We start from the raw sequence: 24875 nt of genomic DNA, 5'->3' as shown, positions 1-24875 counted from the left end.
GTGGGGTGCCGTCCACCCCACGGGGGCGGGCCCCCCGCTTCCGGGACGTACTCGGGCGGGCCCGACAACGCCGCGAGGTGCGGTGCCAGGCGTCGCAGGGCAGGCGGGACTTTGCGGACACCCCCTAGCCCCGCCGGCGCCCGCGGCGGGGCTCAGGGGAGTGTCGGAACGCCGGGCTCCGACGGGGATGCGGCAGGGGCGGGTTCACGCCGTACGCGCGTCACCTGATCGGCTCAGCAGGACCTAGAGTGTGCGCGTGACCGAGCAGAATCCCGAACTCATCGCCGGCCGGTACCAGCTGGTGGAGCGCATCGGCCAGGGCGGTATGGGCCGGGTGTGGCGCGGCCTCGACCAGCATCTCTTCGGACGTGAGGTCGCGGTCAAGGAGATCCTCTTCCCGCCGGGCATGGACGACGGGGACCGCGCCGCGCTGCTCCGGCGGTTCATCGGCGAGGCGCGCGCGGCGGTCACTCTCAGCCACCCCGGGATCATCACCATCCACGACGTCGTGGAGCACCAGGGCGCCCCCGTCATCGTCATGGAGCTGGTCCGCGGGCAGTCACTGGCCGCCGCCATCCGCAGCACCGGGCGGCTGCCCGTGCAGCGGGTGGCCGAGATCGGCGCCGCCGTGCTCGACGCGCTGGCCGAGGCGCACCGGGCGCGGATCGTCCACCGCGACATCAAGCCGGACAACGTGCTCCTGACCAAGGACCGCGTCGTCCTGACCGACTTCGGCATCGCCCACCTCGCGGACGCCACGACCAGGCTGAGCCACAGCGGGACCGTCATCGGCACGCCGCACTACATGCCGCCGGAGCAGCTGGAGGGCAAGCGCCCCACCCCCGCCAACGACCTGTGGGCGCTCGGCGCGACCCTCTACCACGCCGTCGAGGGACACCCGCCGTTCGAGGCGGACGGGCTCCACGCCCTCGCCGTGGCCGTCTTCACCCGGCCGCCCCGGCCGACGGTCCACGCCGGCCCGCTCGCACCGGTGCTGGACGCGCTCCTCACCAAGGACCCCGCGCAGCGCGTCGCCGCCGCCGAGGCGGCCGAGATGCTGGCGGCGGTCCTGCGGTCCTTCACGACCGTGCCCCCCGCATCCGCCGAGCCCGGGCAGGGGCAGGGACCCGACCCCGTACCCGAGCCGGCTTCCCCGACGCCGTCACCGCAGACCCCGACGGTCCTCGACTCCGGGTCCGGCGCGGGTGCCGGGCAGCGCCCCGTACCGGAGCGGCCGACCGCCCCGCCCGTGCCCCCGCCACCGGCCGAGGAGCCGGTCACGCGCGGCTCCGCCCACGGGAGGGAGGGCGGCGAGAGGGCGTCCTCCCGGGGGCGCCGGCTCACCCGGCGCTCCGTGGTCCTGGCCTCGGTGCTCGCCACGCTCGCCACGGGCTCCGTCCTGACCTGGACCCTCACCCAGGACGGGGACGCGCCTCACGGGGGCGGGGCGGCCGGCGGCGGGTCGGCGGCCTCCTCCGCCACGGTGGTGATCGGGGTGGACGCACCGCTCAGCGGCGGGCTGTCCGCCATGGGCGCCGGGATGAGGAACTCGGCCGAGCTGGCGGCCAGGACCGCCAACGAGACCGGGCACGTCCCCGGTGTGACGTTCGAGATCAAGGCCCTGGACGACGGGGCCGACCCCGCCAGGGGCGCGTCCAACGCCGCCCGGTTCGTGTCCGACAAGAAGGTCCTGGGGGTGGTCGGCCCGCTCAACTCCGGTGTCGCCAAGACCCTGGTGGCGCCGCTCGCCCAGGCGGACATGGCCGTCGTGTCGCCGGGCAACACCGACCCCGTGCTGACGCTCGGCCCCGACTGGGCCGCCGGCAGCCCGTCGCGTCCCCACTCCACCTACTTCCGGACCGTCGCGACGGACGTGGACCAGGGGCCGTTCGCCGCCCGGTACCTGCACGGCGAGGCGAAGAAGACCAAGGTGTACGTGGTGGACGACGCGAGCCCACACGGCACCGCACTCGCCTCCGGCCTCACGGCCGAGTTCACGAAGCTCGGCGGGACCGTCGTCGGCACCGAGCAGGTCGATCCCGCGGAACGCGCCTTCGAGGGCCTCGCCGAACGGGTGCGGTCCTCGGGAGCCGACGCCGTCTACTTCGGCGGCTACTACGACACCGCGGCACCGCTCTCGCAGCAGCTCGAACAGGCGGGGGTGACCGCCCCCCTGATGGGGGGTGACGGCATCTTCGACCAGCAGTACCTCACGATGAACCCGAAGGCCGAGGGCGATCTCGCGACCAACATCGGCGCGGCCGCCGAGGAGACGGCGGCCGGGCAGGACTTCCTCACCCGGTACCGCAAGGCCGGCTACCCGGAAGCGGCCGGCTGGTACGGCCCGTACGCGTACGACGCCACATGGGCGCTCATCGAGGCGGTGAAGGCCGTCGTGACGGCCCATGACGGCACCCTCCCCGCCGACGCCCGGACGGAACTGCCACCGGCCGTGGCACGGCTGGACTTCGACGGGGTCATGGGCCGCGTCGCCTTCGACCGGAACGGCGACCCGGTCAACCGCCGGCTGACGGTGTACGCGGTGAAGGGCGGCAGCTGGGCGACCGTGACGAGCGGCCCGGCCACCCGCTGACGCCGCACCGGGCCGAGCGGCCCGGAAACGGCGGAGCACCCGGCGAAGGCGGGGTGACCGCCGTACCGGGTGCTGTGCGCCTCAGCGCGGGAGGATCATCCCCAGTCGGAGTCCGACGTCTGGATCAGCGGACCGGCAGACAGGACGCGGGCGTCGGCCTGCTGCTCCACCTCTCCCATGGCTGCGATTCCCCAATTGGTGCCGGCCGGTTCGTTGCCGGCGACACCACTGAGTCCGATGACCGCGAGGATCGCGAACAGCACGGCGGTGACGGTTGACCGGGTGTTGATCGGTGTCAAGGTGTTCCTCCCTAGGCCGGCCCGACCCCCGCGGACGATGCGGGCAGCAGGGCCTCAACTGCGCCACGGGCCCTGTGGCACACGGGCAAGCCTGTATCGAGTGCGGGACGCGATCAACCTTCGGGATACTGCGTCCACCCGCAGTTCAGCAAGAGGAAGACGGATTTGATGACGGAACGGGAAATATCCGCTGCCCCCGAGACCTCCCGGTTGACCGAGGTGGAGCTGCGCACCTACCGCAGGGCCCTGCGGGGCGAAGAGCTGCCCGACGACGAGCCGGGCCTCGCCTCCCTCCTCGCCCGCGACATCCTCTTCGCGAACACCCACGAGCACGGCACCTACGTCCCCGCCCCGCCCCGCTACCTGGAGACGCAGCTCACCGAGGCCGTCCTCAAGGCGCTCACCGGCGTCACCGAAGCCCTCGCCGGCATCCCCGCCCACGTACGGGAGCTCGAAGCCGAGCAGCAGCGGTACCACCACAGCCCCGGCCCGGAGGGGACGCTCCTGCTCCGCACGGTCCCCGAGGTCAACGCGGAGACCATACGCACCATCCAGTCCGCCGAGTTCGAGATCCTCACCGCGCAGCCCGGGCACCGTAAACCGCAGGTCCTCAAGGGAGCCCTGCCGCGGGACCTGCAAGCCGCCCGGCGCGGCGTGAGCGTACGGACGATCTACCGGGTCAGCGGACGGACCAACCCCACGCAGCGCGACTGGGTCGCCACCATGACGCGGGCCGGCGCCCAGGTGCGCACCCTCGGGGACGACTTCCTGCGGTTAATCGTCGTGGACCGCAAGCACGCCTTCTTCGAGGTCTACGGCGAGGACGGCACCGTCCAGCAGTCAGCCGCCTGGTACACCCAGGACCGCGGGGTGTGCGCCCTGCTGGCCGCGCACTTCCGCCAGCAGTGGGAGCGGGCCGACCCGTGGCTGCCCCGCGAAGGCGAGGGAAGCGCGGGCCAGGAGGACGCCCCCAAGACCTCGAAGCTCCAGCGGACGATCGTACGGGGCATCGTGGCCGGCAGGAGCCACCGGCAGATCGGGGAGAAGCTCGGGCTCAGCGAGCGCACCGTGACGGCCCACGTCTCGAAGCTGCGCGAGGCACTGGGCCTGGAGACCGTGCCCCAGCTGACGTTCTGGTGGGCGACGTCCCCGGAGCGACTGCTCCCGTAACGGCCGCCGAGCCGCCCCCGACCGTTCCGCCGCACGACGCCGCACGACGCCGCACGACGCCGTGCGAGGCGAAAGGCCCTGCCCGCGGGCGGGGTCAGCCGCGTACGTGCAGGCCGAAGCCGGTGCGGCCCGCGGGCTCCAGTCCCTCCTTCAGGTGCAGGGAGGGGATCTCGTAGTCGCCGTGGTTCTGCCGCCGGAACGCGATCGGCTCGGTCGACTCCAGGGTGAGCAGCCGCTGCTCCCAGGCCTTGGCGACGTCGGCGTAGGCCTCCGCGGTCATCCGGTCGGTGCCGTACAGCACGAACGGCGGCAGCACCTCGATGCCCGGGTAGTACAGGATCCCGTGGTGGATCGGGAACAGCAGGTCGTCGATGGGACCGTTGATCCCGCGAGCCGCGTAATGCGACTCCGGACCGCCGGCGGTCACCGACAGCAGCGCCCTCCTGCCGGCCAGGGTGCCTTCGCCGAAGCGCTCGCCGTACCGGGTGGCGCTGTGCTCGCCGACGCCGTACGCGAAGCGGTAGGTGAACACCCGGTCCACCCAGCCCTTGAGGATCGCGGGCATCGAGTACCACCACAGCGGGAACTGGAAGATGACCGTGTCCGACCACAACAGCTTCTCCTGCTCGGCGCGGACGTCCGCGGTGAGCGTCCCGGCGTCGAAGGCCCGGCCCGAGTCCAGGGGCACGTTCAGCGGATCCGAGGCCTCGGGACCGTAGTCCGCGGCGTCCACGGCCGCCTTCCAGTTCATGGCGTACAGATCGCTCACCCGGACCTCGTGCCCGGCGCCCTCCAGCGTGGACACCGCGAGGTCCTTCAGCGAGCCGTTGAGCGACCGCGGCTCCGGGTGGGCATGGACGATCAGCGTCTTCACGGGAACTCCTTCGGATCGGATGCCCACGATCCTGGGCCCCGCGGCGCCCGGCGTTCAGGGGCGCCGCTTCCGTCGGACCGGACTTCCTGGTACTGGCAGTACCACCCTCGCGTGCGGGACCGAGGCCATACTGGGGGCATGGACGATCTTGCGGGGTTCCTGCGGTCCCGGCGCTCCCGGGTCGACCCGGCTGCCGTCGGAGTCCCCACCGACAGCCGCCGCCGAGTGGCGGGGCTGCGCCGCGAAGAGGTCGCGCACCTGTCCGGAGTCAGCGTCGACTACTACGTACGCCTGGAGCAGGGCCGGGCGACCCAGCCCTCCGACCAGGTCCTCGACGCGCTCGCCCGGGTCCTCGGCCTCGACGAGACCGAACGCGGGCACCTGTGCCGGCTCGCCCGGCAGCGCCGGCGCCGCGCGAAGGCGCCGGCCGGGCGGGTCCGGCCGGAACTGCTGCGCGTCCTCGGCCTGGTCGCCGACGCACCGGCGCTCATCATGGACCACCGCCTCGACGTGCTCGCCGGGAACCGCCTCGCCGGACTCCTCTTCGGCCGGCCGCTACCGGGCCTCAACACGGCCCGGCACATCTTCCTCGAGGAGAGCGAGCGCGGCCTCTACGCGGACTGGGAGACGTGCACCCTCGACGTGGTCGGGCACCTGCGCCTGGCCGCCGGCACCTACCCCGAGGACCCGCGCCTGGCCTCCCTCATCGGCGAACTGTCCATGGGCAGCGAGCGCTTCCGCCGCCTGTGGGCCCGCGCGGACGTACGCGCCCGCACCCACGGACGCAAGGCCTACCGGCACCCGCTGGTCGGGCTGCTGGAACTGCACCAGGAGAACTTCGCACTGCCGGACGCGTCGGGAAGGGAGCTGCTGGTGCTCTCCGCGGCCCCCGGCAGCCCCTCCGCGGACGCCCTGCGCCTCCTGGCGGGCCTGGGCACGGGCGGCGAGGAGGCACGTCTCGCACCGGAGGCGTCGGCTGACCCGGTGAGGTGAACCTGTACGCCGGACGGAGGCGGGGCGGGTTGCAGCGGTGGCGGTCCGCCGCGGCGCGCCCGAGGCTCGTTGCCGGAGACGGGTACGAGGGAAGGGCAGCAGCCGATGCCGCAAGCCGAGGAGGAAGGCCTCACCGCGCGTCCGATCGGCGCGGTGGATCAGCGCCGGAGGATGACCGGCCACCTGAAGGCCGTGGTCACGCGGACCAACCTGCTTCCCGCGTTCCTGGTTCTGACGGTCATGATGGTGGCCCTGTGGCTCACGGGCATGCCGTTCCTCCAGGCCCTGACGGTCTCGACCGGCGTGAAGATCGCGGTGGCTCTGCTCGAACTCCGCCGGCTGCCGTCCCGGAGCTGAGGCACGGGCAGCGTGACCCGCCTGCCCCCCCGGGGGAGCGGGGTGTGGGAGTGCGGGCCGCTGTACGCCCGCATCGACGTCACCTACGTCTTCGACCGCGCCGCCTACGAACGGGCCCTCACGCACCCCGGCCACCTGCCCCGCGACCCCTTCGCCTAGGCGGCGGACGTACCTCAGGCCGCCCGCTCCAGTTCCCCGCAGCCCTCGCGGAGTTCCTCCAGCAGACGGCCCGCGTCGGTCACGAGGGTGCCCTGGAGAGCCGTCACGGCCGGCTGGTCCGCGGAGGCCGCGGCCTGCTCCTGGGCCCGGGCGAGTTCGGCGGATGCCCGGTCGAGGGCCGCCCGCAGGGGGCCGGGATCGGTACGCGTGCTCTCACCGATGGCGTCCATCGCAGTGGCCACCGTGCGCAGCAACGCCGTGTAGGCGCGCCGGAACTCAGGGGGCAGGGCTTCCCGCTCGCCGCCGGAGAGGGCGTGGTCGAGGCTGCGGCCGGCGGAGCGCAGGTGGTCCAGGCAGCGCTGGGCGACGTCGAGCGCCTTCCGCGCCCGCAGCAGGGCTTCGCGGGCGCCGTCGATGCTGCGGCGCGGATTGAGGCGGCTGTTCTCGAGCTCCGCGTCCACGGCCTGGCGGATGCGGTCGGCGTCCGCGGACAGCCCGCGCCAGTCGCCGCGCAGTCGGCGCACCCGGTCCGCGTCCGGCGCGTCGGTCTCGAACGCGTCGGCCAGGTCGCCGACGCCCCGCTCGATGCGGGTGAAGAGGGCGGCGACCGCTTCCTGCCGGCGCAGGGTGTGCCGCGCGGGTGCGAGGACGAGGTGCGCGACGATCCCGCAGGCGGCACCGATGCCGACCGACGCGACGAGTTGCCCGATGTAGTCGATCCTGCCGTGGCCGGAGGAGAAGGCGAAGAAACCCACGATGGCGACCTGCGTGCCGTGCGAGCCCAGACTGCCGAAGCGTCCGACGGCCAGGGCCAGGAGCGTCAGGAGTCCGAAGGACCAGCCGTGGATGCCCGCGACGGCCGCCAGGGTCGCCGCCAGGGCCGCCCCGACCGCCATCGCGAAGAGGTACTGCGCGCAGTCCCGCAGGGAGCGGTACACCGTGGCCTGCAGCGCCACCAGCGCGGTGAACGGGGCGAACGTGGATACCGCCGGCGGCAGGAGGTGGCGGGCCAGGACCCACGCGGTCATCGCCGCCGCAACGGTCTTCAGGTGGAGCACCACGTCGTCGCGCTCGCTGCCCGGGGCCCGCACGGCGCGCCGCACGTACCGGCCCGCCTCCCGCACCGTACCCGTCATCGTCCTCCACACGTGGTCACACCGCTGCACCCTCGCCGCTCCCGCCTCGCCGGGCGCCGGGAGGCGGCCTGGAGGGCGGGGTGCCCGAGGCCCGGCCGCGCCCGTGCGCCGTCGCTGATCTCCTTGTCCCGTCTGACCGGTGGGAGCCGGGGTAAACCGCGGGGTCAGGTGGGGAGGGCCAGCAGGAGGAGGGGGGCGGTGGTGGGCCGGGGGGAACCGGCGGCGGGTTCGAGGGTGAGGCCGATCGCGGTCGCGCCGGCCGGGTCGCCGTCGACGAGGACGGTGCCGTCGCCGTGGACGAGACCGGCCGGGTGCATCGTGCCGCCGTGGGCGAGCCACAACTGGTACGTCTTCCCCGCGGCTGGGGCGGGCAGGTTGCGCGCGGTGAATACGGCCTGGTTCTGCCGGTCGGAGGCGACGACGGTGGTCAGGGCCCCGTTCGCGGCCCGGCCGTGTACCGTCCGGGCGTCGGGCGCTGCGAGGATGCTGCTGACCGCGTCCAGGCGCTGTTCTGCCTGGCGGGCGCGCTGCTCCAGTTCCTGCCCGTGCCGCAGCTGCCACATCGCGCCGCCGCCGAACAGGGCGGCGGCCACGGTGGCGGCGAGGGCGAGCGGAACGGCCCTGCGGCGCAGGGCGCCGACGCGGGTGGCGGCGGGCGCGGCGGCGGGGACGTGCGGGGGCAGCTGACGCACCTCGTCGACGGCGGCCATCACCCTGGGCTTCAGGGCCGCGGGCGGTGTCTGCGAGGCCGCCGCAGCCAGTCGGGCCGCGGTCGCCTCGAACCCGGCGGCCTCCTGCCGGCACGCCTCGCACTCCTGCATGTGGCGTGCGAAGGCCTCGCTCTCGTCGGGGGCCAGAGCGCCGAGGGCGTGGGCGGCCGCGAGGGTGTGGGCGTCGGATGCGTGGTGTTTCACGTGTTCACCCCCATGCAGTCGCGGAGCCGGATCAGGCCGTCGCGCATGCGTGTCTTGATGGTCGGAAGCGGTGTGCGCAGGGCTTCGGCGACTTCACGGTAGGTCAGCCCCCGGTAGTAGGCCAGGGTCACGGCCTGGCGCTGGAGTTCGGTGAGGCCGCCTAGGCAGCGGCGGACCTGTTCGCTGTCCAGGCGGGTCTCGACCTGTTCGGCGACCTCGTCGAAGGCGGTGGTGTGCTCGCGCGCGGCCTGGGCCTGCTCACGGTCGGCGGCCGCCTGGGCGGAGCGGACCCGGTCCACCGCCCGCCGGTGGGCGATCGTCGCCGCCCACGTCCTGACGCTGCCCGCCTCGGGCCGGTAGCGGGCAGCCTGCCGCCACAGGTCGATCATGACCTCCTGGGCGACCTCCTCGGACTGGGCGCGGTCGCGTACGACCTTGGTGACGATTCCGAAGACCAGGGGCGCGAGGGCGTCGTAGAGCACGGCGAAGGCCTGTTTGTCGCCGTGGGCGACGTTCCTCATGACCTCGGCGAGGTCGCCGTGCTCCGGGGCGGGGCCGGTGCCGAAGGGCAGTGGTCGGTTCACCGGGCGGACTCCGGGGGTGGCGAGGAGGCGCAGGGGCGGCCGGGGGCGGCCGTTGGGGGGAGGGGCGTCCATCGCATGCCGGTCCTTCGTCCTGGTCGCTGGAGCGGGGCCGGATGGACCCCGAGGGTGCTTCGGACGTTCTTCGTAGCGGACGGGCGTGCGGATGGGCGGGTGCTTCGTCATCTTCGCCGCCGGTGACGACGCCGTTCGAGGGGGAGGGGCGGGGCGTGCGGCCCAGCCGGCGGCCCGGGCGGCGGTGAAGGGTCGGGTGAGGGGGCAGGCGTTCCCGGCTCGGCGCACCGGATACACGACCATGGTCGCGCTGCGGGCCTTTTGCCCCGTCCTTGCCTGACTTTACGGCCGGGTCAGCCGGCGGCGTGCAGGATGCGGCGGGCGGCACCGCGCAGATGGTCGAGGACGTCCCGGTCGGCGTCGAGGGTGTAGTCGGCGGTGAGGCCCGCCAAGGTCTGGGCGATGCGGGTGAGGGAGTCGTCCGAGGCGTCGACGAGACAGGTGGCCGAGTCGACGGGGCGGATACGGGTGGCCAGGTGGCGGCTGCGCGCGACGCGGTCGGCGGGGGCGTGGACGGTGGCGACGGCGCGGTGGCGGGTGGGGGCGGCGGACAGCCGGGCGGCGACGAAGGCGGCGGGACTGCCGCCGGGCAGGTCGCGGGCAGGGGCGCGGTGTCCGGTGAGGGCCGGCCCGGTGATCCGGTCGAGGCGGAAGATGCGCCAGTCGTCCCTGGCGGTGTCGTGGGCCAGCAGGTACCACAGGTCGCCGGAGGCGACGATGTGCTGCGGTTCGACGCGGCGCGGAGCGGTCGTGGCGGTGCGGGTGGTGTAGTCGAAGGTGATGATTTCGTGGTCGCGGCAGGCGAGGGCGAGGGTGGCCAGCAGGGCGGGATCGGCGCGGGGGCCGCGGTCCTCCCAGGCGATCCCGGCGACCGCGTGCTGGAGGGCGGTGACCTGGGGGCGGAGGCGCCGGGGCAGGACCTGTTCGAGTTTGGCCAGTGCGCGCAGGGCGGTCTCCTCGATACCGGTCAGGCCTCCGGCCGCGGTGCGCAGCGCGACGGCGATGGCGACGGCTTCCCCGTCGTCGAGCAGGAGCGGTGGCAGGTCGGTTCCGGCGGCCAGTCGGTAGCCGCCGGCGTGGCCCCGGGCGCTGTCGACGGGGTAGCCCAGGTCGCGCAGGCGGTCGATGTCGCGGCGGACGGTCCGGACGGTCACCTCCAGGCGGTCGGCGAGGTCGGCGCCGGACCACTCGCGGCGTGTCTGCAGCAGGGACAGCAGTCGCAGCATGCGGGCCGTCATGTCACTGGTCATGGCTCCCACTATGACCGGGTCAAAGGACATTTCCTGTCCTGAAAGGGTCCTACGGTGGAGCTGTCCAATCACGGCAAAACGGGAGGTATCCCCATGAAGATCGCAGTCCTCGGTACGGGTGGCGGCGCCCGGGCGCACACGGCCAAGCTGCTCGAGCTCGGCCACGAGGTGTTCGTGGGCACCCGCGACCCGCAGGCCACGCTCGCCCGCACCGAGCCGGACATGATGGGCAACGCGCCCTACGGCCAGTGGCTGGCCGACCACCCGGGCACCACCCTGCTGACCTTCGGTGACGCGGCGGCCGCCGCCGACGGTCTGGTCATCGGCGGCATCGACGGCCGCAACGCCGTCGCCACCCTGACCGCCATCGCGGACGGGCTCGCCGGCAAGACGCTGATCGACTACGCCGTCCCCTACGTCTACCAGCACCGGAGCGAGCACCCCTGGCCCACGCCGTGGGGCGTCATGCCGAAGCTGGAGCCGTGCGACACCGACAGCCTCGCCGAGCAGATCCAGCGCGCCCTGCCGGCGACGAAGGTCGTCAAGAGCTTCGTCACCCAGGAGCAGGCCACCGTCGTCCATCCGGCCGCCGTCGGCGGCGGCGACCACACCATGTTCGTCGCCGGCGACCACGCGGACGCCAAGCAGCAGACCGCCGATCTGCTGGAGTCCTACGGCTGGAGCGACGTCCTCGACCTCGGCCCCCTGGTGTGCGCCCGGGGCATGGAGATGTACGCGCACCTGCACTCCGCCATCGGCTTCGGCCTCGGACAGCAGTTCGGCGGCCACTTCGGCCTCAAGGTGGTCCGCTGACCCGGCCCGCTACGTGCCCTCGGCCCCGCCGGCGGTGGCTCCGCCCATCGGGAGCCGGAGGGGGGCGAGGGCGTCCTGGTCCCGGGGGGCACGGCGCTGCCCCGGGACGAACGCGGTCCGGCCGGCGAGCGCCCGGCTGATGGCCCGTGCCTCGACACCCGCCTGGTACAGCGCGCCGCTCAGCGGATTGGTGAAGCCGGCGAAGTACAGGTGCGGAGCGGCTGCACTCGTCTGCGCCCCGTGGACCACCGGACGCCCCGACCCGTCCAGGACGTCGACACCGGGCAGGAGTTCCGCGAGCCCGGTCCGGTAACCGGTCGCGGCGATCACGGTGTCGGGCACCAGGACGGAGCCGTCCGCCAGGCGCACCCGCACCCCGGCGAAACCGGCCACCGCTGCCACGGGCTCGACCCCGCCGGAGCGCACCGCCGCCACGAACCCGTGGTCGAGCACGGGGTTGTTCCCCTCCCGCGCGTTACGGGAGAAGGGCCCGGTCCGGGGCCGCGGGATCCCGAAGGACGTGAGGTCCGGCACCGCGCACCGCTGGGTCAGCAGCGCGGACCGGTCCCGCCAGGCCGGCGGCAGGAACTCCGTCAGCCGGCCGGCCAGGTGCCAGCGGCTGGAGCCGCGCGGCAGGATGTTCGGCGGGGTGCGAACGGCCAGCCACACCTTCTCGGCCCCCTCGGCCGCCAGGACGCTCGCGATCTCCGTGCCGCTGTTCCCGGCGCCGACGACCAGCACGGCCCTTCCGCGGTAGGGCGCGGGACTGCGGTAGTCGGCCGCATGCAGGAGCCTGCCGCCGTACGCGTCCCGCCCGGGCCAGTCCGGGATCCGGGGGAGGTTGCAGCGCCCGGTCGCCACCACCACCGCCCGCGCCGCGAGCACGCCACCGCTGGTGTGCACCCGCCACCGTGCCGCCGCTCCGGCCGCGCCCGGCTCGATGCGGTGCACCACCGTCCCCACGCGCACCCGTAGCCCGTGGAGTGCCCGGTAGCGCTCCAGATACGCGACGAAGTCGTCCCGTGCCACCCAGGGGCCGGAGCTGCGGGGCAGCGCCAGTCCCGGCAGGTGGGAACCACCACGCGCGGTGTGCAGTTCGAGGTGGTCATAGCGCTCGGCCCAGCGCACCCCCACCCGGTCGCCGCGTTCGAGCACGAGCGCCGGCACGGCCGCCCGGTGCAGCATGGCCGCCACGGCCAGGCCGCTCGGCCCCGCCCCGATGACCACCACGGGCGGAGCGTCGACCACGGCTGCTCGGGTCATGTCGGTCGGTTTCGTCATCGGTGTGCAAACGATCACCTGCGGTCGAGGACACGGCGAACCTCTGGCCGCCGGGCGCACGGCGGGCGAGCCGTGGTCCGCGCGGCCGTCGCGTCCGACGGCTACCGGGCCGGCCAGAACTGGGCCAGGGCCGCCTCCTTGTACGGGGCGGGGCTCACGCTGAGCTCCCCCGCGAAGGGGCGGTCCAGCACCATCACCAGCAGCAGGCTGAAGCCGATCAGCCCGGCCACCGCCGACACGAAGAGCAGCTGCATCCTCAGGCTGCGCAGGCCGAACAGGAAGGTCAGCGGGAGGATGACCAACGCCCCTCCGTAGACGAGCACCTGGAGCAGTCCCGGCAGGGAGGTCTCGGCCATGGTGACCCGCGCCCGGCGCTGTCCGGCGACGTTGTTGAGACGGGTGGCCGCCTCCGCGTAGAAGGTCTCGCTGCGCTTGCCGACCGGTTCGTAGGCCTGGAGCGCGGTGTACATCGCGTGCGTCTGGGCGGCGGTCGCCTCGTAGCTCGGCTCGCCCTCGCGCATGAGGGGCCACTGGACTTCGACGACGGCGTGCACGTAGTTCCCGACCGCCCGCTCCACGCGGGCGCGCTCGGCGGGCGGGAAGGCCTCGGCGCTGCGGACGACGAGGGCCAGGTCGGTGGCCTCGCTCGCGACGACGTTCTGGGTGGTCTCCAGTTGCGTCCAGAGGGTGACCACGACGAAGGCGAGGATGATGCCGTAGATCGCACCGAACATCCCGAGGGCGACACCGACCATCTCGTTGTGCTCGCCGCCCGCGAGGTGGGGGAAGCGGCGGCGGGCGGCCACGCTGCCGCCGAGGGCGAGGGCGACGAAGCCTCCGACGAGGAGGAGGCCGAGGGAGAACGTGCTGAGGTGGTTCAACAGCCAGAGGATCATGCCCTGTCCAACGACGACCCCCGGAGAAGAGAGCGGCCTTCCGCGCATCGGCCCGCGACCGGCCCGGTCTCCTCCGGGGGGCCCGCGTGCCGGCGCCGCCCCGCCGGAGCGTCAGGGAGGGGTGGTGCCGCCGCGGCCGGGTTCGGCGAGGAACCGGCGCTGGTCGGCCAGGAACCCGTCCGCGAAGAGGGAGCGGGGGCGGAAGAGCGCCACGAGGGCGGTCGTGAGTTCCGACTCCCCGATGGACTGCTTGACCAGTGAGTGGTTCCCGTCCGGGTAGTGCTCGACCGTCAAGGCGCCGCCCGTCTCCAGCACCCCGCGGTAGACGCGCTCGGTGTCGGCGGTGTCGACGTTGACGTCATGGCCCGCGAGGACCAGCAGCACGGGTACGCCGCGCAGGACCGGGAGGTCCCGCGTGGCGTCCGCGGTGTAGTTCCGGGAGATGAAGCCCCACCGACGGGCGGTCATGCCCCGCACGTCACCGCCCGTGGCCCTCGCGTACTCCTCGAAGGGCGCCCGGCGTTCCAGCAGGCGGCGGGTGGTCTCGCTCCTGGCGGTCTCGGCCTCGACACGGGCTGCCGAAGCGCCGTCGGCCCGCAGCTCCGCGAGGAGGTTGTAGCGGCCCTGCCGGAGCCAGTTGACCGCGGGCGACACGGCGATGACGAAGCTCACGGGTGTCCTGGCGGCGACCTTCGGCAGGACCCATCCCGCCTGGCTCGCGCCCCAGAGCCCGATCCGGGCGGGGTCGACGTCCGGGCGGGCGCGCGCCCAGGCGATGGCGGCGGCCGCCTCGTCGGCCCGGTCGTCCATGGACTGGGAGAGCCAGTCGCCGGGTGCGCCGGCGACGCCGGGTTTGTCCCAGGACAGGGAGGCGTAGCCGGCCTTGGCGTTCGCCTCCCACATGGGCCGGTACCCGCCGTCGTGCGTGGCTCCGATGGGGCCGTCGCCGTGGACGTACACGATCAGGCCGTGCTGTCCGCGACCGTCCCGGGGCGTGGCGAGTACGCCGTTGAGGGTGTGGCCGCCGTGGCGGATCGAAACCCGTCGCTCGGTCACGTCGTAGGAGTTCTGCCACAGCACCACCCCCACGAGGCCGGCGGCCGTGAACAGGAGCGCGACGAGTAACCACAGGGTGATGCGGAGACCGCGCCGTCGGGACCGGACCTTGGGACACATCAGCTGACCGCCTCTGTTCGGGGACGTGCCTCGTAGAAAACTATCACTACGCATACGATCGTAGATGCGATGATAGTTCGAGATGAGGGTTGCGAAGAGGGGAGTACGACATGGCAGCGGACGTGCCGGGCAGCGGTACCGGCCCCGTGGTGGTCCGGCGGGGGATCCCGGCCGGAGCGGAGCGGCGGGCCGCGGAGCTGTACTGGGGCGCTTTCGGGCGCAAGCTCGGCCCCGCCCTGAATCCGCCGGACAAGGCGGTGGCCTTCCTCGCCTCCCACCTCAACGCCGACCGGGCGGTCTGCGCGGTCCTCGACGGACGGCTCGTCGGCCTCGCCGGTTACCAGCTCGGCGGCCGGGCCCTCACCGGGGGATCGGCCTCCGCCGTCCTGAACGCCTACGGCCACCTGCGAGGGCTGCACCGCCTCCTCGTCCTCGCCCTGTTCGAACGCCACCCGGCCCCCGGGCAGCTCGTCATGGACGGGATAGCCGTGGAAGCGGGCCTGCGCGGCCGCGGCGTCGGCAGTGCGCTCATCGAGGAAGTGGCCGCCGTCGCGGCGGAGCAGGGCTGCCGCCAGATCAGACTGGACGTCATCGACACCAACCCGCGCGCGAGAGAGCTGTACGAGCGGCGCGGCTTCACCGCGGTGCGCACCGAGCCCACGCCCTACCTGCGCCGGCTGCTGGGGTTCGGCGCGGTGACCACCATGCACCGCCCCGTCGGGGCGAACGGGCCGAGAGAAACGCGCACACCATGACCGAGCACATCGAGATCCCCACCCGCATGCTCGTCCATGCGCTGATCCGCGAGGACGCCACCGTCGACGCGCAGGAGCTGTACGCCGTCGCCAACACGCTGGGCATGAGCGACCAGCAGGTGCGGCTGTGCATCAAACGCCTCGTGGCCGACGGCCGGTTCACCCATCAGGGCCGTGGCCGCAAGGCGCAGCTGCACGCGACGGCGGACACCATGCGCACCCTCGCCCCCAACGCCGACTTCGTCCGGCACGCCTTCCGGCAGGACGCCGGGCTCGCCCCCTGGGACGGCGTCTGGCACCTGGCCGCCTTCGCGGTCCCCGAATCGGCGCGTACGGTCCGGGACTCCCTGCGCGAGACGCTCGTACACCTGGGAGGCGCCGCGCTCCAGGGCGGGCTCTACGTGTGCGCCAACGCCTGGGAACCGTACGTCGAGGAAGCGGCCCACCGCCTCGGCGCCCATGGCGCGCTCACCCTGCTGACCACGACGGACCTGCGCAGGGGCGACGCCCGGGAGCCTGCCGCGCTCGCCTCCCTCCTGTGGCCCTTGCGGGAGGTCGCCGACCGCTACCACCGCCTGAGCCGCCTCACCCGGCCCCGCCTCGCCCGGCTCACCGACGCCACGGCCCTCTCCCCGTCGGCCCTCCTCACCCTCGCGGTCGAGCTGGCCGCCGAACTCACCCGCGCCATGGAGCCCGACCCGCTGCTGCCTCCGGAGCTCCTGCCCCGGCCGTGGCCCGGCACCGAGGCGCGGGAGCTCATCGCCCTCAGCTGGGCGGCCCTCCACGAACGGGACGGCGACGAAGCCCGTCCGGCCCTCTTCCGCCTCTACGCCGACATCACCCGCGAAGCGGCAGAGCGCGCCGCGCAGACGGGAGGAACCGCCCCGCGGCGCGGCTGACCGCGAGGGCGGGGTCAGCTGGTGGTCTGCCGGACGAGGTGGTCGACGACGTCGAGGTGGCTGTGGAGCCGGCGGTAGGCGGCGCGTTGGCGGTCGGCGCCGTTGCCCTGTCCGGCCAGGCGCTGGCGGGCCGCTCGGACGGTGGTGAGGTCGCCGGGGCCCAGGGCGGGCAGGGCGCTGCTCCACAGCTCGTCGAGGCAGCGGGAGGCGGGCCGGAGCCGGCCGGAGGGAAGGTCGATGCTCTGGCCCCGTACGCCGTCGCGCGCGGCGCGCCAGTAGGCGGCCCGCAGCATCTCCGCCTCCGGCCGCGGCCCGGGCCGTCCGTCGCGTACGGCGGTGAGGGCAGCGGCGGCGAGGCCTTTGACGGCGCCGGCCAGCACGAGGGTGTCGTCCACCGTGGGGGCGGCGTCGGCGACGCGGACTTCCAGGGTCGGCACGTGGTGGGAGGGGCGGATGTCCCAGTAGACGCCAGCGCGGTCCAGGACGGTGCCGCTCGTGACGAGCCGGCCGACGAGGTCCTCGTAGTGGCCGGCGGATTCGAAATAGGGCGGAGGCCCGGCCACCGGCCAGCGGCCCCAGCTCAGGGTGCGCCAGCTGTCGTAACCGGTGTCCCGGCCGTCCCAGTAGGGCGAGTTGCCGCTCAGGGCGATGAGGGCCGGCAGCCAGGGCCGCAGGTGGTTGCTGACGGCGAGCGCGGTGGTGAGGTCGGGGACCTCGACGTGGACGTGGCAGGCGCACACGGTCTGTTCGTGGTCCAGGGCGCGGAAGGTGGCCAGGCTCTGCGCGTAGCGCTGTCCGGCTGCCAGCGGCGGGGGAGTGTGCTGCCCCAGGACGGGTGTTCCGCTGGAGATGACGCGCAGTCCCAGGCGGGCGGCGGCGCGGGCGACGGCGCGGCGGGTGTGGCGCAGGTCCTCGTCGAGGGCGGTGAGGCTGGTGTGGGGGTGGGTCCGGACCTCGACCTGGTAACGGGTCAGTTCGGTGGTGGCCCGGTCGCCGAGTTCCGCGGCCGCTTCGGCGACGACCTTGTCCGCCCGGGTGCTGAGCTGCCGGGACACGGGGTCGATGACGAGGTACTCCTCCTCCACGCCCACCCGCACCGCGGGCACGGCACCGGTGCGAGGGGAGGAGGGGGCGTGGACCGCCGGTGAGGGGGCGGGGGCGGATGTCCGCTGCTCGCTCTTCATGGCGACCAGTGTGTCACTTACGGTAACGGCAACCAGGGAATTGGCCGGAAGAAGCCCAGGTGAGGCGCGTACCCGCATCCCCCGCCACGGCCTGCGGCCCCGCCGGCGCCACCGCCGTGCACCCTCACGCCTCTCCCCGGCCCCTCGCGGCGACGGCCGTTGGGCGCGGAGCTGCGTAACGCCGGTCCTGACGGGGCACACGCGGGGGAACTGTCCGCGAGTGGAGAGGATCCCGCATGCCGGCCCGGCCCGTCCCCGCGTACGGAGCACAGCCCGGCCACGACGCCCTGCTGGGCGGCCGCTACCGCCTCCAGGCCCTCATCGGATCCGGCGGTACCGCTGACGTCTTCCGCGGCGTCGACGAGGTGTTGGGCCGTGAGGTCGCCGTCAAGGTGTTCCGCGCCGGCACGGACACCGTCACCGCCGACCGCTTCTGCGACGAAGCCCGCACCCTGGCTCGGCTCTCCCACCGCGCCCTCGTCACCGTCTACGACGCCGGCCGTCACGGACAAGGCGCCTTCATGGTGACCGAGTTGATCCGGGGCGTCACCTTGCGCACCCGCATGGACGCCGGCCCGCTCAGCCCCGTCCAGGTGACACGGCTCGGCGCGGACCTCGCCTCGGCACTCGACCACGTCCACGCCCACGGGATCATCCACCACGACGTGAAACCCTCCAACGTCCTCCTCCCCGAGGGTGATTGCCCCCACCTGGCCGATTTCGGGCTGTCCAGGACCGTGCACGACCGGTCCCACAGCGCGCCCGACACCCTGGTCGGCACCCTCGCCTACATGGCCCCCGAGCAGTTCCTCGGCCAGGGCGCGAGTCCGGCCAGCGACATCTACGCCCTGGGCCTGACCCTGATCGAAGCGCTCACCGGCCGCCGCGAGTACCAGGGGACCCCCGTCGAGGTCGGCACCGCGCACCTGCTCCGCCCGCCCCGGCTGCCCGACGGCCTGCCGGGCGGCCTCGGCAGACTGCTGAAGGCGATGACCGAACAGGACCCGCAGGCGCGCCCCGACGCCGCCCGTGCCCACCTGCGCCTCCAGGACATCGCGCGCCCACCGGCACCCCGCGCCGCCCTTGTCGACACGGCGGACACCGGCACCTCGACGCACCGCAGGCCCTCACCGCCCCTCGCGGCCGCACGTTCCGCCGTACCGACCGCGCGAGCGGCCGCACCAGCGTGGCGCAGGCCCGCCACCCGGCGGCGTGCGGCCGCCATGGGGCTCGCGGCGGTGAGTGTCGCGGGCGCCTGCGCGCTCCTGACAGGCGGCCTTCCGGGAGGCGACAAGGCACCTCCCGCCTCGAAGACCGTCCACAGCCTGACCCCGTCACCGGGCACCGAGGCGGCAGCCCCCCGGCTCACGCCGCCGGCACCCCCGCCGCCCTCGGCGTCCGACATCCGCGACGCGGGGGCCCCGGCGCGGTCCACGACCCCGGAACCCGGGCCGTCCTCCACCCACGGCGATCCTCCCGCCCCGCCAGGGGCCGACGACCAGCCGGCGGGAACGAAGCCGGCCGGGACCAAGGACAACCGCGGAAAGGCGAAGGGCAAGAAGGAGAAGGGGCGGCCGAACTGACCGAAGGGGCCTCCGGACCGCCTCGGCATGCAAGGAGCCTGACGCCCCGTGCCCGCGCGGCGGGGCATGACGGAGCGGTTCACCTGTACGCGCCCGCGGGTCAGCGGCCACCGGACGGCTGCGGCCGGTAGACAGGCACGAGGTGTGCGAGGCGCCGGTTCCCGGTGCCGGCACGCCCGCCGCGCCCCTTCGCCGGAAAAGGCCACGCATGGAGACGACGACCGAACCGATCGCTCCCGTACCGATGCCCGGGCGGACGCCCGGGCAGGTGATCGTCACGTGGTTGACGACGACGGACCACAAGAAGATCGGACACCTCTACCTGATCGCGTCCTTCGGGTTCTTCCTGATCGGCGGCGTCCTGGCGCTGCTCCTGCGCGCCGAGCTGGCGCGGCCGGGGATGCAGATCGTCTCGAGCGAGCAGTACAACCAGGTCTTCACCCTGCACGGCACGATCATGCTGCTGTTCTTCGCGACCCCCACCTTCGCCGGCTTCGCCAACGCCATCATGCCCCTCCAGATCGGCGCCCCCGACGTGGCGTTCCCCCGGCTGAACATGCTGTCCTTCTGGCTGTTCCTCTTCGGCGGCCTCATCGTGGTGGCGAGCCTGCTCACCCCCCAGGGCGCCGCCGACTTCGGCTGGACCGCCTACGCCCCGCTCTCCGGCGGCGAACGGACCCCCTACGTCGGCGGCGACATGTGGATCATGGGGTTGGCGCTGTCCGGCTTCGGCACCATCCTCGGCTCCGTCAACTTCGCGACCACGATCATCTGCATGCGCGCGCCCGGCATGACGATGTTCCGGATGCCGGTGTTCACCTGGAACATCCTGTTGACGTCCGTCCTGGTCCTGTTCGCCTTCCCCGTGCTGGCGGCGGCGCTGCTGGCGCTGGAGGCCGACCGGCGCTTCGACGCGCACGTCTTCGACCCGTCCAACGGCGGAGCGCTGCTGTGGCAGCACCTGTTCTGGTTCTTCGGGCACCCCGAGGTCTACATCATCGCCCTGCCGTTCTTCGGGATCGTGACCGAGATCTTCCCGGTCTTCTCCCGCAAACCCCTCTTCGGCTACCTCGGCCTGATCGGCGCGACCATCGCGATCTCCGGGCTCTCCCTGACGGTGTGGGCGCACCACATGTTCGCCACCGGCGCCGTCCTCCTCCCGTTCTTCTCCTTCTTGACCTTCCTGATCGCCGTGCCGACCGGCGTCAAGTTCTTCAACTGGATCGGCACCATGTGGAAGGGGTCCATCTCCTTCGAGACGCCGATGCTGTGGTCGATCGGGTTCCTGGTCACGTTCCTCTTCGGCGGACTGACCGGCATCATCCTGGCCTCGCCCCCCATGGACTTCCACGTCACGGACTCGTACTTCGTCGTCGCGCACTTCCACTACGTGGTCTTCGGCACGGTCGTCTTCGCGATGTTCGCCGGCTTCTACTTCTGGTGGCCGAAGATGACCGGCACCATGCTCGACGAACGCCTCGGGAAGATCCACTTCTGGACGCTGTTCATCGGCTTCCACACCACCTTCCTCGTCCAGCACTGGCTCGGAGCGGAAGGCATGCCCCGCCGCTACGCCGACTACCTCGCCGCCGACGGCTTCACCGCCCTGAACACGCTCTCCTCCATCGGCGCCTTCCTCCTGGGACTGTCCACGCTGCCCTTCCTCTACAATGTGTGGAAGACGGCCAAGGACGCCCCCCGGATCACCGTCGACGACCCCTGGGGGTACGGACGCTCCCTGGAGTGGGCCACCTCCTGCCCGCCCCCGCGCCACAACTTCCTGACGATGCCGCGCATCCGCTCCGAATCCCCCGCCTTCGACCTCCACCACCCCGAGATCGCCGCCCTCGAACGCAGCGAGAACGAGGGCCGGCGCGACGTCGTCGACCAGGACCAGGCCCTCTCCCCGCCCCGCGACGTCGGCCCCGACGGCCGCAAGCCCAGGTAGCCCCGTGGAACGCCCCTCACCGCGGGACACGGCCGCGGGCCTGGCCCGGCTCGAGGGCTACCTGATGAGCCGGGCGGCCCTCCACGAAGCGCAGACGCAGGCCGAAGCCCTGGCGCGCCGCCTGACGTGGCTGGGGCGCGCGGAACAGGAGGAGGTCGCACGCATGGTCGCCGCACACCACTTGCGGCTCCACAAGGACGCCATGACCGCGATCGTGACGCGCAGCCGGGAACTGGAAGCCGAGTACGAGGCCCGCTACGGCACCCTCCGCAACCGCCTCCTGTTCTTCTGGCTGGTCCTGGCGCCCCTGGCCGCGGGCAGCGTCCTCGCCCTGCTCCTGACCAGACCGTAGGGGCCTGCTCAGGCCGAGGGCTCGTCCGCCTCCGCGGCGTCGACGAGAGCGGTGTAGCCCAGGTGGAGGGCGTCGGAAACGGCGACCGCGGCCAGCGTGCGCACCGCTGCCGAGGTGGCCCGCGGCCAGACCATGCGCGCTGCGGTGAGAGCGGTCGCGACCCACACGCCCAGGCAGAAGGGGCAGGTCAGCAGTGCGCCGACGGTGGGGTGGCCGGCCTTGGGCACCTCGTTCAGTTCTGCCGGCGCCCCTTCCTCCTCCACCTCGGTGAAGGGGGCGCGCAGGGGGCGGGTGACCTTGGCCTTGCCGAGCAGGCGGGTCAGCCGGAAGGTCGCCGCCGCCGTCACCAGCAGCTCCGGCAGTGCGACGGGGCCCTCGCCGGGGTGGCCGCGGCGCCGTACCAGGAGGGCCCAGCCGCCGGAGTAGGCCGCGAAGGCCGCGAGCGTGAGCCCGTGCCTCGGCGCGGGCTCCCCCTGCGGGACCGCCGCGCGGCCCCGCCGTGAACCGTCGTAGGCGGCCTCGCGCAACGCCCGCAGAGCGCGGCCGGGAGGCAGGTCCGCCAGGCAGTTGACGTAGGGATCGAACGCGAGGGGCGCCTGCGGCGCCGGCTCGGGGCCGGCTCGCAGCGTCAGGGTGGCGAACGGGCGCCAGGCCTCACCGGCAGCGGCGGCGCACAGCCGGTACCGGACCGGCCCCTCCTTCAACGAGGCGGCGAGTGCGCGGAGATCGGCGGGCAGCCGCCGCTCGCCCGCCACGGGCAACGCGACGATGACCCGCTCCCGGTCGGGGAAGCGGTAGCTCGTGAGGGTGCTGTACGGGGCGGTGGCATGCCGTCGCGGCAGGGGCAGGTGGCGGGTCAGCCGGGCGGTCCCGCTGGAGGTCAGCAGCACGTCGAACGGCCGTCCGCCGCCCGCGTCCAGGACCCGTACGGCGAGCCCCATCCCGTCGGGCAGCGGGCTGGGCAGACCGGCCGCGCGGGACCACCGCACGACCGCTTCGTACCGCCCGGGCTCGTCGAGGAGGGGAACCGCCCACACCTTCCCTCCCGGGGGAGTGACATCGACCGTACCGCTGATCACCAGCCCGTCGGGGTGGAGGGCGGGACGACGCCGCACGCGTGCGACTGCATAGGCGAGGACACGGGCCACAGCCGCCGCCCGCGTCATTTCTCCTCCTGGAAGGAGACGGGCAGCCGTCGGCCCCGGGGCACCGACGATGCCGTCCCGCCCACCGGGCGTCGCGAGGAGAACGGGTCGGACCGTGCGTGCCGCACGGGGAAATAGCGGTTCATGGGCGGCGCATGCCCCCTCCCGGCCGCCTCATGTGAGGACGGGGCAGACCGTCACCCCCGTCGCGCTCGACCGTCGGTCGCGGCCGTCCCGGACCGTGCGGGCCGACGGATCCGCACGGGCGCAGGGACCCCCGCAGGGGGGTCAGGCCGGCCCCCAGCGGCGGGCCAGGAGGCGGGGAGCCATCCGGACCACGGCGCCGGCAGCGCCACCGATCGCAGCGCCGGCCGCGACGTCCGAGGGGTAATGAGCACCGCGGTGGACCCGCTCGACAGCCACCAGCGCCGCGGGCACGGCACACACCGCCCCCGCCCACGGCCAGCAGGACGCCACGGCCGCGGTGAACGCCACAGCGGCGGCCGTGTGGCCGGAGGGGAAGGAGGAACTGTCGGGCCGGTCCTGGACATCATCGTCCGGGAACCACTCAGCGGGCGGCCGGGGCCGTTTGACCAGCTGTTTCGCGACGCCGTTGGACAGCACCTCGGCGATCGCCATACCGGCGATCCCGGCGGCCGCCGCCTTGCGGCCGCGCCACCCGCCGCCCGCCGCCATGACGACGGCCGCCGCCCACCACAGCTTCGTGTGCTCGGCCGCTTCCTCGACCGCGGGCAGGAACCTGCGTACACCGGGCAGGTCCCAGGTGGCGACGCGCCGGGTCAGCCGGTGGTCACCACCTCGCAGCACGGCCAGAACCCCCATGGCATCCTCCACGTGCTCGGGCGCTTTCCCCACCGTGGCCTACCCGGGCAGGGCCCGCCGACACCCGCCCCATGAAGCCGTGAGCGGGGCCGAGTCCCGGTCACATCGCCTGGGCGGCCTCGGAGTCGGGAGCGAGGGGGAAGAGGTCGGTGGCGCCGGTCAGCGCGAGGACTTCGGCGAGCTGGCGGGTGCAGGGGCCGGTGAGGACCAGGCGCTGGTCGCGGTGGTCGTGCAGGGTGTGGAAGAGACTGCTGTCGGCGAACGTGACGCGGCTGAGGTCGACGATGGTCCGCTGGGCCTGGTAGGCGGTGAGGGCGGTGCGCAGGACGTGGACGGTGTCCAGGTCCAGCTCCCCGCTGACCCGGACCAGCACCGTTCCCGGCGGTGTGTCGAGCGGGCGCGCGCTCGCCTGGGCAAGAGCGTGCGCGGGGTGCCGGGCGTCGGCGGGATGCGCGGCGTAGAGCATCTGGAACATGCCAGCCTCCGGGTCGGGTGGAGCCCTCCTGCTCCCGTGGGCGGGGAAGGAGTGCACGGTCCCTCGTGCGGGCCGTGCGGTTGAGGAGGTCCGTACCCGGAGCGCCCTCTCGTCCGAGGGGATGCGGCAGCGCGGTGGTCGCCAACGGCAGTTCCCACCCTACGCCCCGCACCCGGGGCGGGGGCATAAGCGCTGGTGGGGGCCGCACGGCACACGGGCCCGGCATCCGTGCCGGTGAGGCGGTCGCCGAGGGGGAGGCGGCCGAGGGCCACCGCCCGGCCTGCTCCGCATGAATCCCTCGAGCAGGGGAAGACGCACTGGCCACGCAGCGATCACGCGTGACGGGAACCGGCACAGAGCCGGCTGAGGAGCTCAAGAGGTGGAGCATGGCCTCGCAACGAGCGGGCGCACGCCCGACGGAAACCCCCGCCGGCGGCAAGGACCGCCCGACGCCGTGGAAGGAATTCCACAGGGTCATCGACCAGATGTTCGACCTGATGGAAGGCGTGCACAAGGACGACGGTGCCTCCGCGTCACCCGCGGCGGCGCGCCGCAAGCCGGTCGCCGGTGGCGGATGACGGGGCTCCGGGACGCGCGCGGTGCCTGTGCCGTAGCACGAGGGCGGGAGCGATCCAGCACGCGACGCACCAGAGCACCAGGGTCGCGTCCAGGACGACGGCCGGGGCCGCACCGGTGATCTGGCGCAGGACCACCAGGAGGCCCAGGGAGGTCATCCCGAGGAGCAGCGCCAGGCCGACCGCGACGAGGCGGGATGCCCAGGCGACCGCTTCGGGTTTCAGCTCCAGCCCGGTGACGAGCCGGTGCAGTGCCACCGGGCCGGTCAGCGCCGCCATGGCAGCGGCCCCGCACAGCACGCAGACCAGGTAGAGCAACCGGTCGGTGTCGTTCAGCCGGCCGTAGGCGGGGGTGAACACGACGGCCAGCAGGAAGGCCAGCAGCAACTGCACGGCCGTGAGGACGGTCCGCGCCTCGTGCATCAGCTCCACCCAGAGGCGGTCGGCCCGCTCGTCGCACGTTTCCCGACGCTGCCCCACGTTCGACGCCCGGGCGATCACGGGGCGCCGCCGAGCGCACGAGCCAGGTCATCCGTGACCATGGTCGGT

At 73.6% G+C, this 24875-nt stretch carries 26 protein-coding genes; 12 read left to right on the top strand and 14 right to left on the bottom strand.

Annotated features, from left to right (window positions below; translation table 11 throughout):
* Positions 1 to 256: 256 nt before the first annotated feature.
* Positions 257 to 2593 (top strand): bifunctional serine/threonine-protein kinase/ABC transporter substrate-binding protein, encoded by a 2337-nt coding sequence (locus AB0D45_RS01170; protein WP_362454733.1) that lies wholly within the window; start codon positions 257 to 259, stop codon positions 2591 to 2593.
* Between the two features lie 95 nt (positions 2594 to 2688).
* On the opposite strand, the gene AB0D45_RS01165 is transcribed toward AB0D45_RS01170, so the two are convergent.
* The gene (locus AB0D45_RS01165; RefSeq protein WP_361610771.1) at positions 2689 to 2892 is read right to left on the bottom strand and encodes a hypothetical protein; all 204 of its coding nucleotides are present in this window, start codon (positions 2890 to 2892) and stop codon (positions 2689 to 2691) included.
* A 168-nt stretch (positions 2893 to 3060) separates the two neighbouring features.
* Here AB0D45_RS01165 and AB0D45_RS01160 point away from each other — a divergent pair, with 168 nt between their 5' ends.
* Positions 3061 to 4062, top strand: a complete 1002-nt coding sequence (locus tag AB0D45_RS01160) for a LuxR C-terminal-related transcriptional regulator (RefSeq protein WP_361610770.1) — start codon at positions 3061 to 3063, stop codon at positions 4060 to 4062.
* A gap of 94 nt (positions 4063 to 4156) precedes the next feature.
* On the opposite strand, the gene AB0D45_RS01155 is transcribed toward AB0D45_RS01160, so the two are convergent.
* Positions 4157 to 4936, bottom strand: coding sequence for an NAD(P)H-dependent oxidoreductase (locus AB0D45_RS01155; protein ID WP_362454730.1), 780 nt, complete (start codon positions 4934 to 4936; stop codon positions 4157 to 4159).
* A gap of 138 nt (positions 4937 to 5074) precedes the next feature.
* On the opposite strand from AB0D45_RS01155, the gene AB0D45_RS01150 reads away from it, so the two are divergent.
* From AB0D45_RS01150 to AB0D45_RS01140, 3 genes are all read left to right on the top strand, one after another.
* Positions 5075 to 5929, top strand: coding sequence for a helix-turn-helix transcriptional regulator (locus tag AB0D45_RS01150; RefSeq protein WP_362454728.1), 855 nt, complete (start codon positions 5075 to 5077; stop codon positions 5927 to 5929).
* Positions 5930 to 6034: 105 nt separating this feature from the next.
* The gene (locus tag AB0D45_RS01145; protein WP_362454727.1) at positions 6035 to 6286 is read left to right on the top strand and encodes a hypothetical protein; all 252 of its coding nucleotides are present in this window, start codon (positions 6035 to 6037) and stop codon (positions 6284 to 6286) included.
* Between the two features lie 12 nt (positions 6287 to 6298).
* Entirely contained in the window at positions 6299 to 6445 is a 147-nt protein-coding gene (locus tag AB0D45_RS01140; RefSeq protein WP_362454725.1) for a hypothetical protein, read from the top strand.
* 14 nt (positions 6446 to 6459) lie between these two features.
* Here AB0D45_RS01140 and AB0D45_RS01135 read toward each other — a convergent pair whose 3' ends face one another.
* The 4 genes from AB0D45_RS01135 to AB0D45_RS01120 form a co-directional block, all read right to left on the bottom strand.
* Positions 6460 to 7581: an aromatic acid exporter family protein gene (locus tag AB0D45_RS01135; protein WP_362454723.1), complete on the bottom strand. Its 1122-nt coding sequence runs from the start codon at positions 7579 to 7581 to the stop codon at positions 6460 to 6462.
* 164 nt (positions 7582 to 7745) lie between these two features.
* Positions 7746 to 8495: an anti-sigma factor gene (locus AB0D45_RS01130; protein ID WP_362454722.1), complete on the bottom strand. Its 750-nt coding sequence runs from the start codon at positions 8493 to 8495 to the stop codon at positions 7746 to 7748.
* The gene (gene sigK / locus AB0D45_RS01125) at positions 8492 to 9151 is read right to left on the bottom strand and encodes an ECF RNA polymerase sigma factor SigK (protein WP_362454720.1); all 660 of its coding nucleotides are present in this window, start codon (positions 9149 to 9151) and stop codon (positions 8492 to 8494) included. Before sigK ends, AB0D45_RS01130 begins: the two co-directional genes overlap by 4 nt.
* A gap of 293 nt (positions 9152 to 9444) precedes the next feature.
* The gene (locus AB0D45_RS01120) at positions 9445 to 10401 is read right to left on the bottom strand and encodes a WYL domain-containing protein (RefSeq protein WP_362454718.1); all 957 of its coding nucleotides are present in this window, start codon (positions 10399 to 10401) and stop codon (positions 9445 to 9447) included.
* A 93-nt stretch (positions 10402 to 10494) separates the two neighbouring features.
* Here AB0D45_RS01120 and AB0D45_RS01115 point away from each other — a divergent pair, with 93 nt between their 5' ends.
* Positions 10495 to 11214, top strand: coding sequence for an NAD(P)-binding domain-containing protein (locus AB0D45_RS01115; RefSeq protein WP_362454716.1), 720 nt, complete (start codon positions 10495 to 10497; stop codon positions 11212 to 11214).
* Between the two features lie 9 nt (positions 11215 to 11223).
* Here the strand turns inward: AB0D45_RS01115 and AB0D45_RS01110 are convergent, their stop codons facing one another.
* The 3 genes from AB0D45_RS01110 to AB0D45_RS01100 all read right to left on the bottom strand — a co-directional run bounded on the left by AB0D45_RS01110 (position 11224) and on the right by AB0D45_RS01100 (position 14567).
* Positions 11224 to 12477 (bottom strand): NAD(P)/FAD-dependent oxidoreductase, encoded by a 1254-nt coding sequence (locus AB0D45_RS01110; protein WP_362454714.1) that lies wholly within the window; start codon positions 12475 to 12477, stop codon positions 11224 to 11226.
* 119 nt (positions 12478 to 12596) lie between these two features.
* The gene (locus AB0D45_RS01105) at positions 12597 to 13391 is read right to left on the bottom strand and encodes a DUF4239 domain-containing protein (protein WP_362454713.1); all 795 of its coding nucleotides are present in this window, start codon (positions 13389 to 13391) and stop codon (positions 12597 to 12599) included.
* Positions 13392 to 13502: 111 nt separating this feature from the next.
* Positions 13503 to 14567, bottom strand: coding sequence for an alpha/beta hydrolase (locus AB0D45_RS01100; RefSeq protein ID WP_362454711.1), 1065 nt, complete (start codon positions 14565 to 14567; stop codon positions 13503 to 13505).
* A 110-nt stretch (positions 14568 to 14677) separates the two neighbouring features.
* Between AB0D45_RS01100 and AB0D45_RS01095 the strand changes: the two genes are divergently transcribed.
* Both AB0D45_RS01095 and AB0D45_RS01090 read left to right on the top strand, forming a co-directional pair.
* Positions 14678 to 15322: a GNAT family N-acetyltransferase gene (locus AB0D45_RS01095; RefSeq protein WP_362454710.1), complete on the top strand. Its 645-nt coding sequence runs from the start codon at positions 14678 to 14680 to the stop codon at positions 15320 to 15322.
* On the top strand, positions 15319 to 16221 hold the full coding sequence (locus AB0D45_RS01090; RefSeq protein WP_362454708.1) for a PaaX family transcriptional regulator C-terminal domain-containing protein: 903 nt from the start codon (positions 15319 to 15321) through the stop codon (positions 16219 to 16221). The genes AB0D45_RS01095 and AB0D45_RS01090 overlap by 4 nt, the downstream gene beginning before the upstream one ends.
* A 14-nt stretch (positions 16222 to 16235) precedes the next feature.
* Here the strand turns inward: AB0D45_RS01090 and AB0D45_RS01085 are convergent, their stop codons facing one another.
* Positions 16236 to 17405 carry a glutamate--cysteine ligase gene (locus tag AB0D45_RS01085; RefSeq protein ID WP_362454707.1) on the bottom strand — a complete coding sequence of 390 codons (1170 nt, stop codon included), beginning with the start codon at positions 17403 to 17405 and terminating at the stop codon, positions 16236 to 16238.
* Between the two features lie 236 nt (positions 17406 to 17641).
* On the opposite strand from AB0D45_RS01085, the gene AB0D45_RS01080 reads away from it, so the two are divergent.
* The 3 genes from AB0D45_RS01080 (at position 17642) to AB0D45_RS01070 (ending at position 21288) form a co-directional block, all read left to right on the top strand.
* Positions 17642 to 18988 carry a serine/threonine-protein kinase gene (locus AB0D45_RS01080; RefSeq protein ID WP_362454705.1) on the top strand — a complete coding sequence of 449 codons (1347 nt, stop codon included), beginning with the start codon at positions 17642 to 17644 and terminating at the stop codon, positions 18986 to 18988.
* Positions 18989 to 19196: 208 nt separating this feature from the next.
* Positions 19197 to 20936: a cytochrome c oxidase subunit I gene (ctaD, locus tag AB0D45_RS01075; RefSeq protein ID WP_362454703.1), complete on the top strand. Its 1740-nt coding sequence runs from the start codon at positions 19197 to 19199 to the stop codon at positions 20934 to 20936.
* Between the two features lie 4 nt (positions 20937 to 20940).
* On the top strand, positions 20941 to 21288 hold the full coding sequence (locus AB0D45_RS01070; RefSeq protein WP_361609688.1) for a hypothetical protein: 348 nt from the start codon (positions 20941 to 20943) through the stop codon (positions 21286 to 21288).
* 8 nt (positions 21289 to 21296) lie between these two features.
* Here AB0D45_RS01070 and AB0D45_RS01065 read toward each other — a convergent pair whose 3' ends face one another.
* The 3 genes from AB0D45_RS01065 to AB0D45_RS01055 all read right to left on the bottom strand — a co-directional run bounded on the left by AB0D45_RS01065 (position 21297) and on the right by AB0D45_RS01055 (position 23751).
* Positions 21297 to 22403, bottom strand: coding sequence for a DUF1360 domain-containing protein (locus AB0D45_RS01065; protein ID WP_362454701.1), 1107 nt, complete (start codon positions 22401 to 22403; stop codon positions 21297 to 21299).
* Between the two features lie 318 nt (positions 22404 to 22721).
* Entirely contained in the window at positions 22722 to 23276 is a 555-nt protein-coding gene (locus AB0D45_RS01060; protein WP_362454699.1) for a phosphatase PAP2 family protein, read from the bottom strand.
* Between the two features lie 100 nt (positions 23277 to 23376).
* Positions 23377 to 23751, bottom strand: coding sequence for an STAS domain-containing protein (locus AB0D45_RS01055; RefSeq protein ID WP_362454697.1), 375 nt, complete (start codon positions 23749 to 23751; stop codon positions 23377 to 23379).
* A 386-nt stretch (positions 23752 to 24137) separates the two neighbouring features.
* On the opposite strand from AB0D45_RS01055, the gene AB0D45_RS01050 reads away from it, so the two are divergent.
* Positions 24138 to 24329 carry a hypothetical protein gene (locus AB0D45_RS01050; protein ID WP_362454696.1) on the top strand — a complete coding sequence of 64 codons (192 nt, stop codon included), beginning with the start codon at positions 24138 to 24140 and terminating at the stop codon, positions 24327 to 24329.
* Here AB0D45_RS01050 and AB0D45_RS01045 read toward each other — a convergent pair.
* Entirely contained in the window at positions 24285 to 24806 is a 522-nt protein-coding gene (locus tag AB0D45_RS01045) for a DUF6328 family protein (RefSeq protein ID WP_362454694.1), read from the bottom strand. The genes AB0D45_RS01050 and AB0D45_RS01045 overlap by 45 nt on opposite strands.
* Positions 24807 to 24875: the final 69 nt, after the last annotated feature.

The sequence above is a fragment of the Streptomyces sp. NPDC048352 genome (assembly GCF_040651895.1).
Taxonomy (GTDB): domain Bacteria; phylum Actinomycetota; class Actinomycetes; order Streptomycetales; family Streptomycetaceae; genus Streptomyces.
Note: the sequence above shows the minus strand (reverse complement) of the source record. Positions and strands in the feature narration are given on the sequence as shown.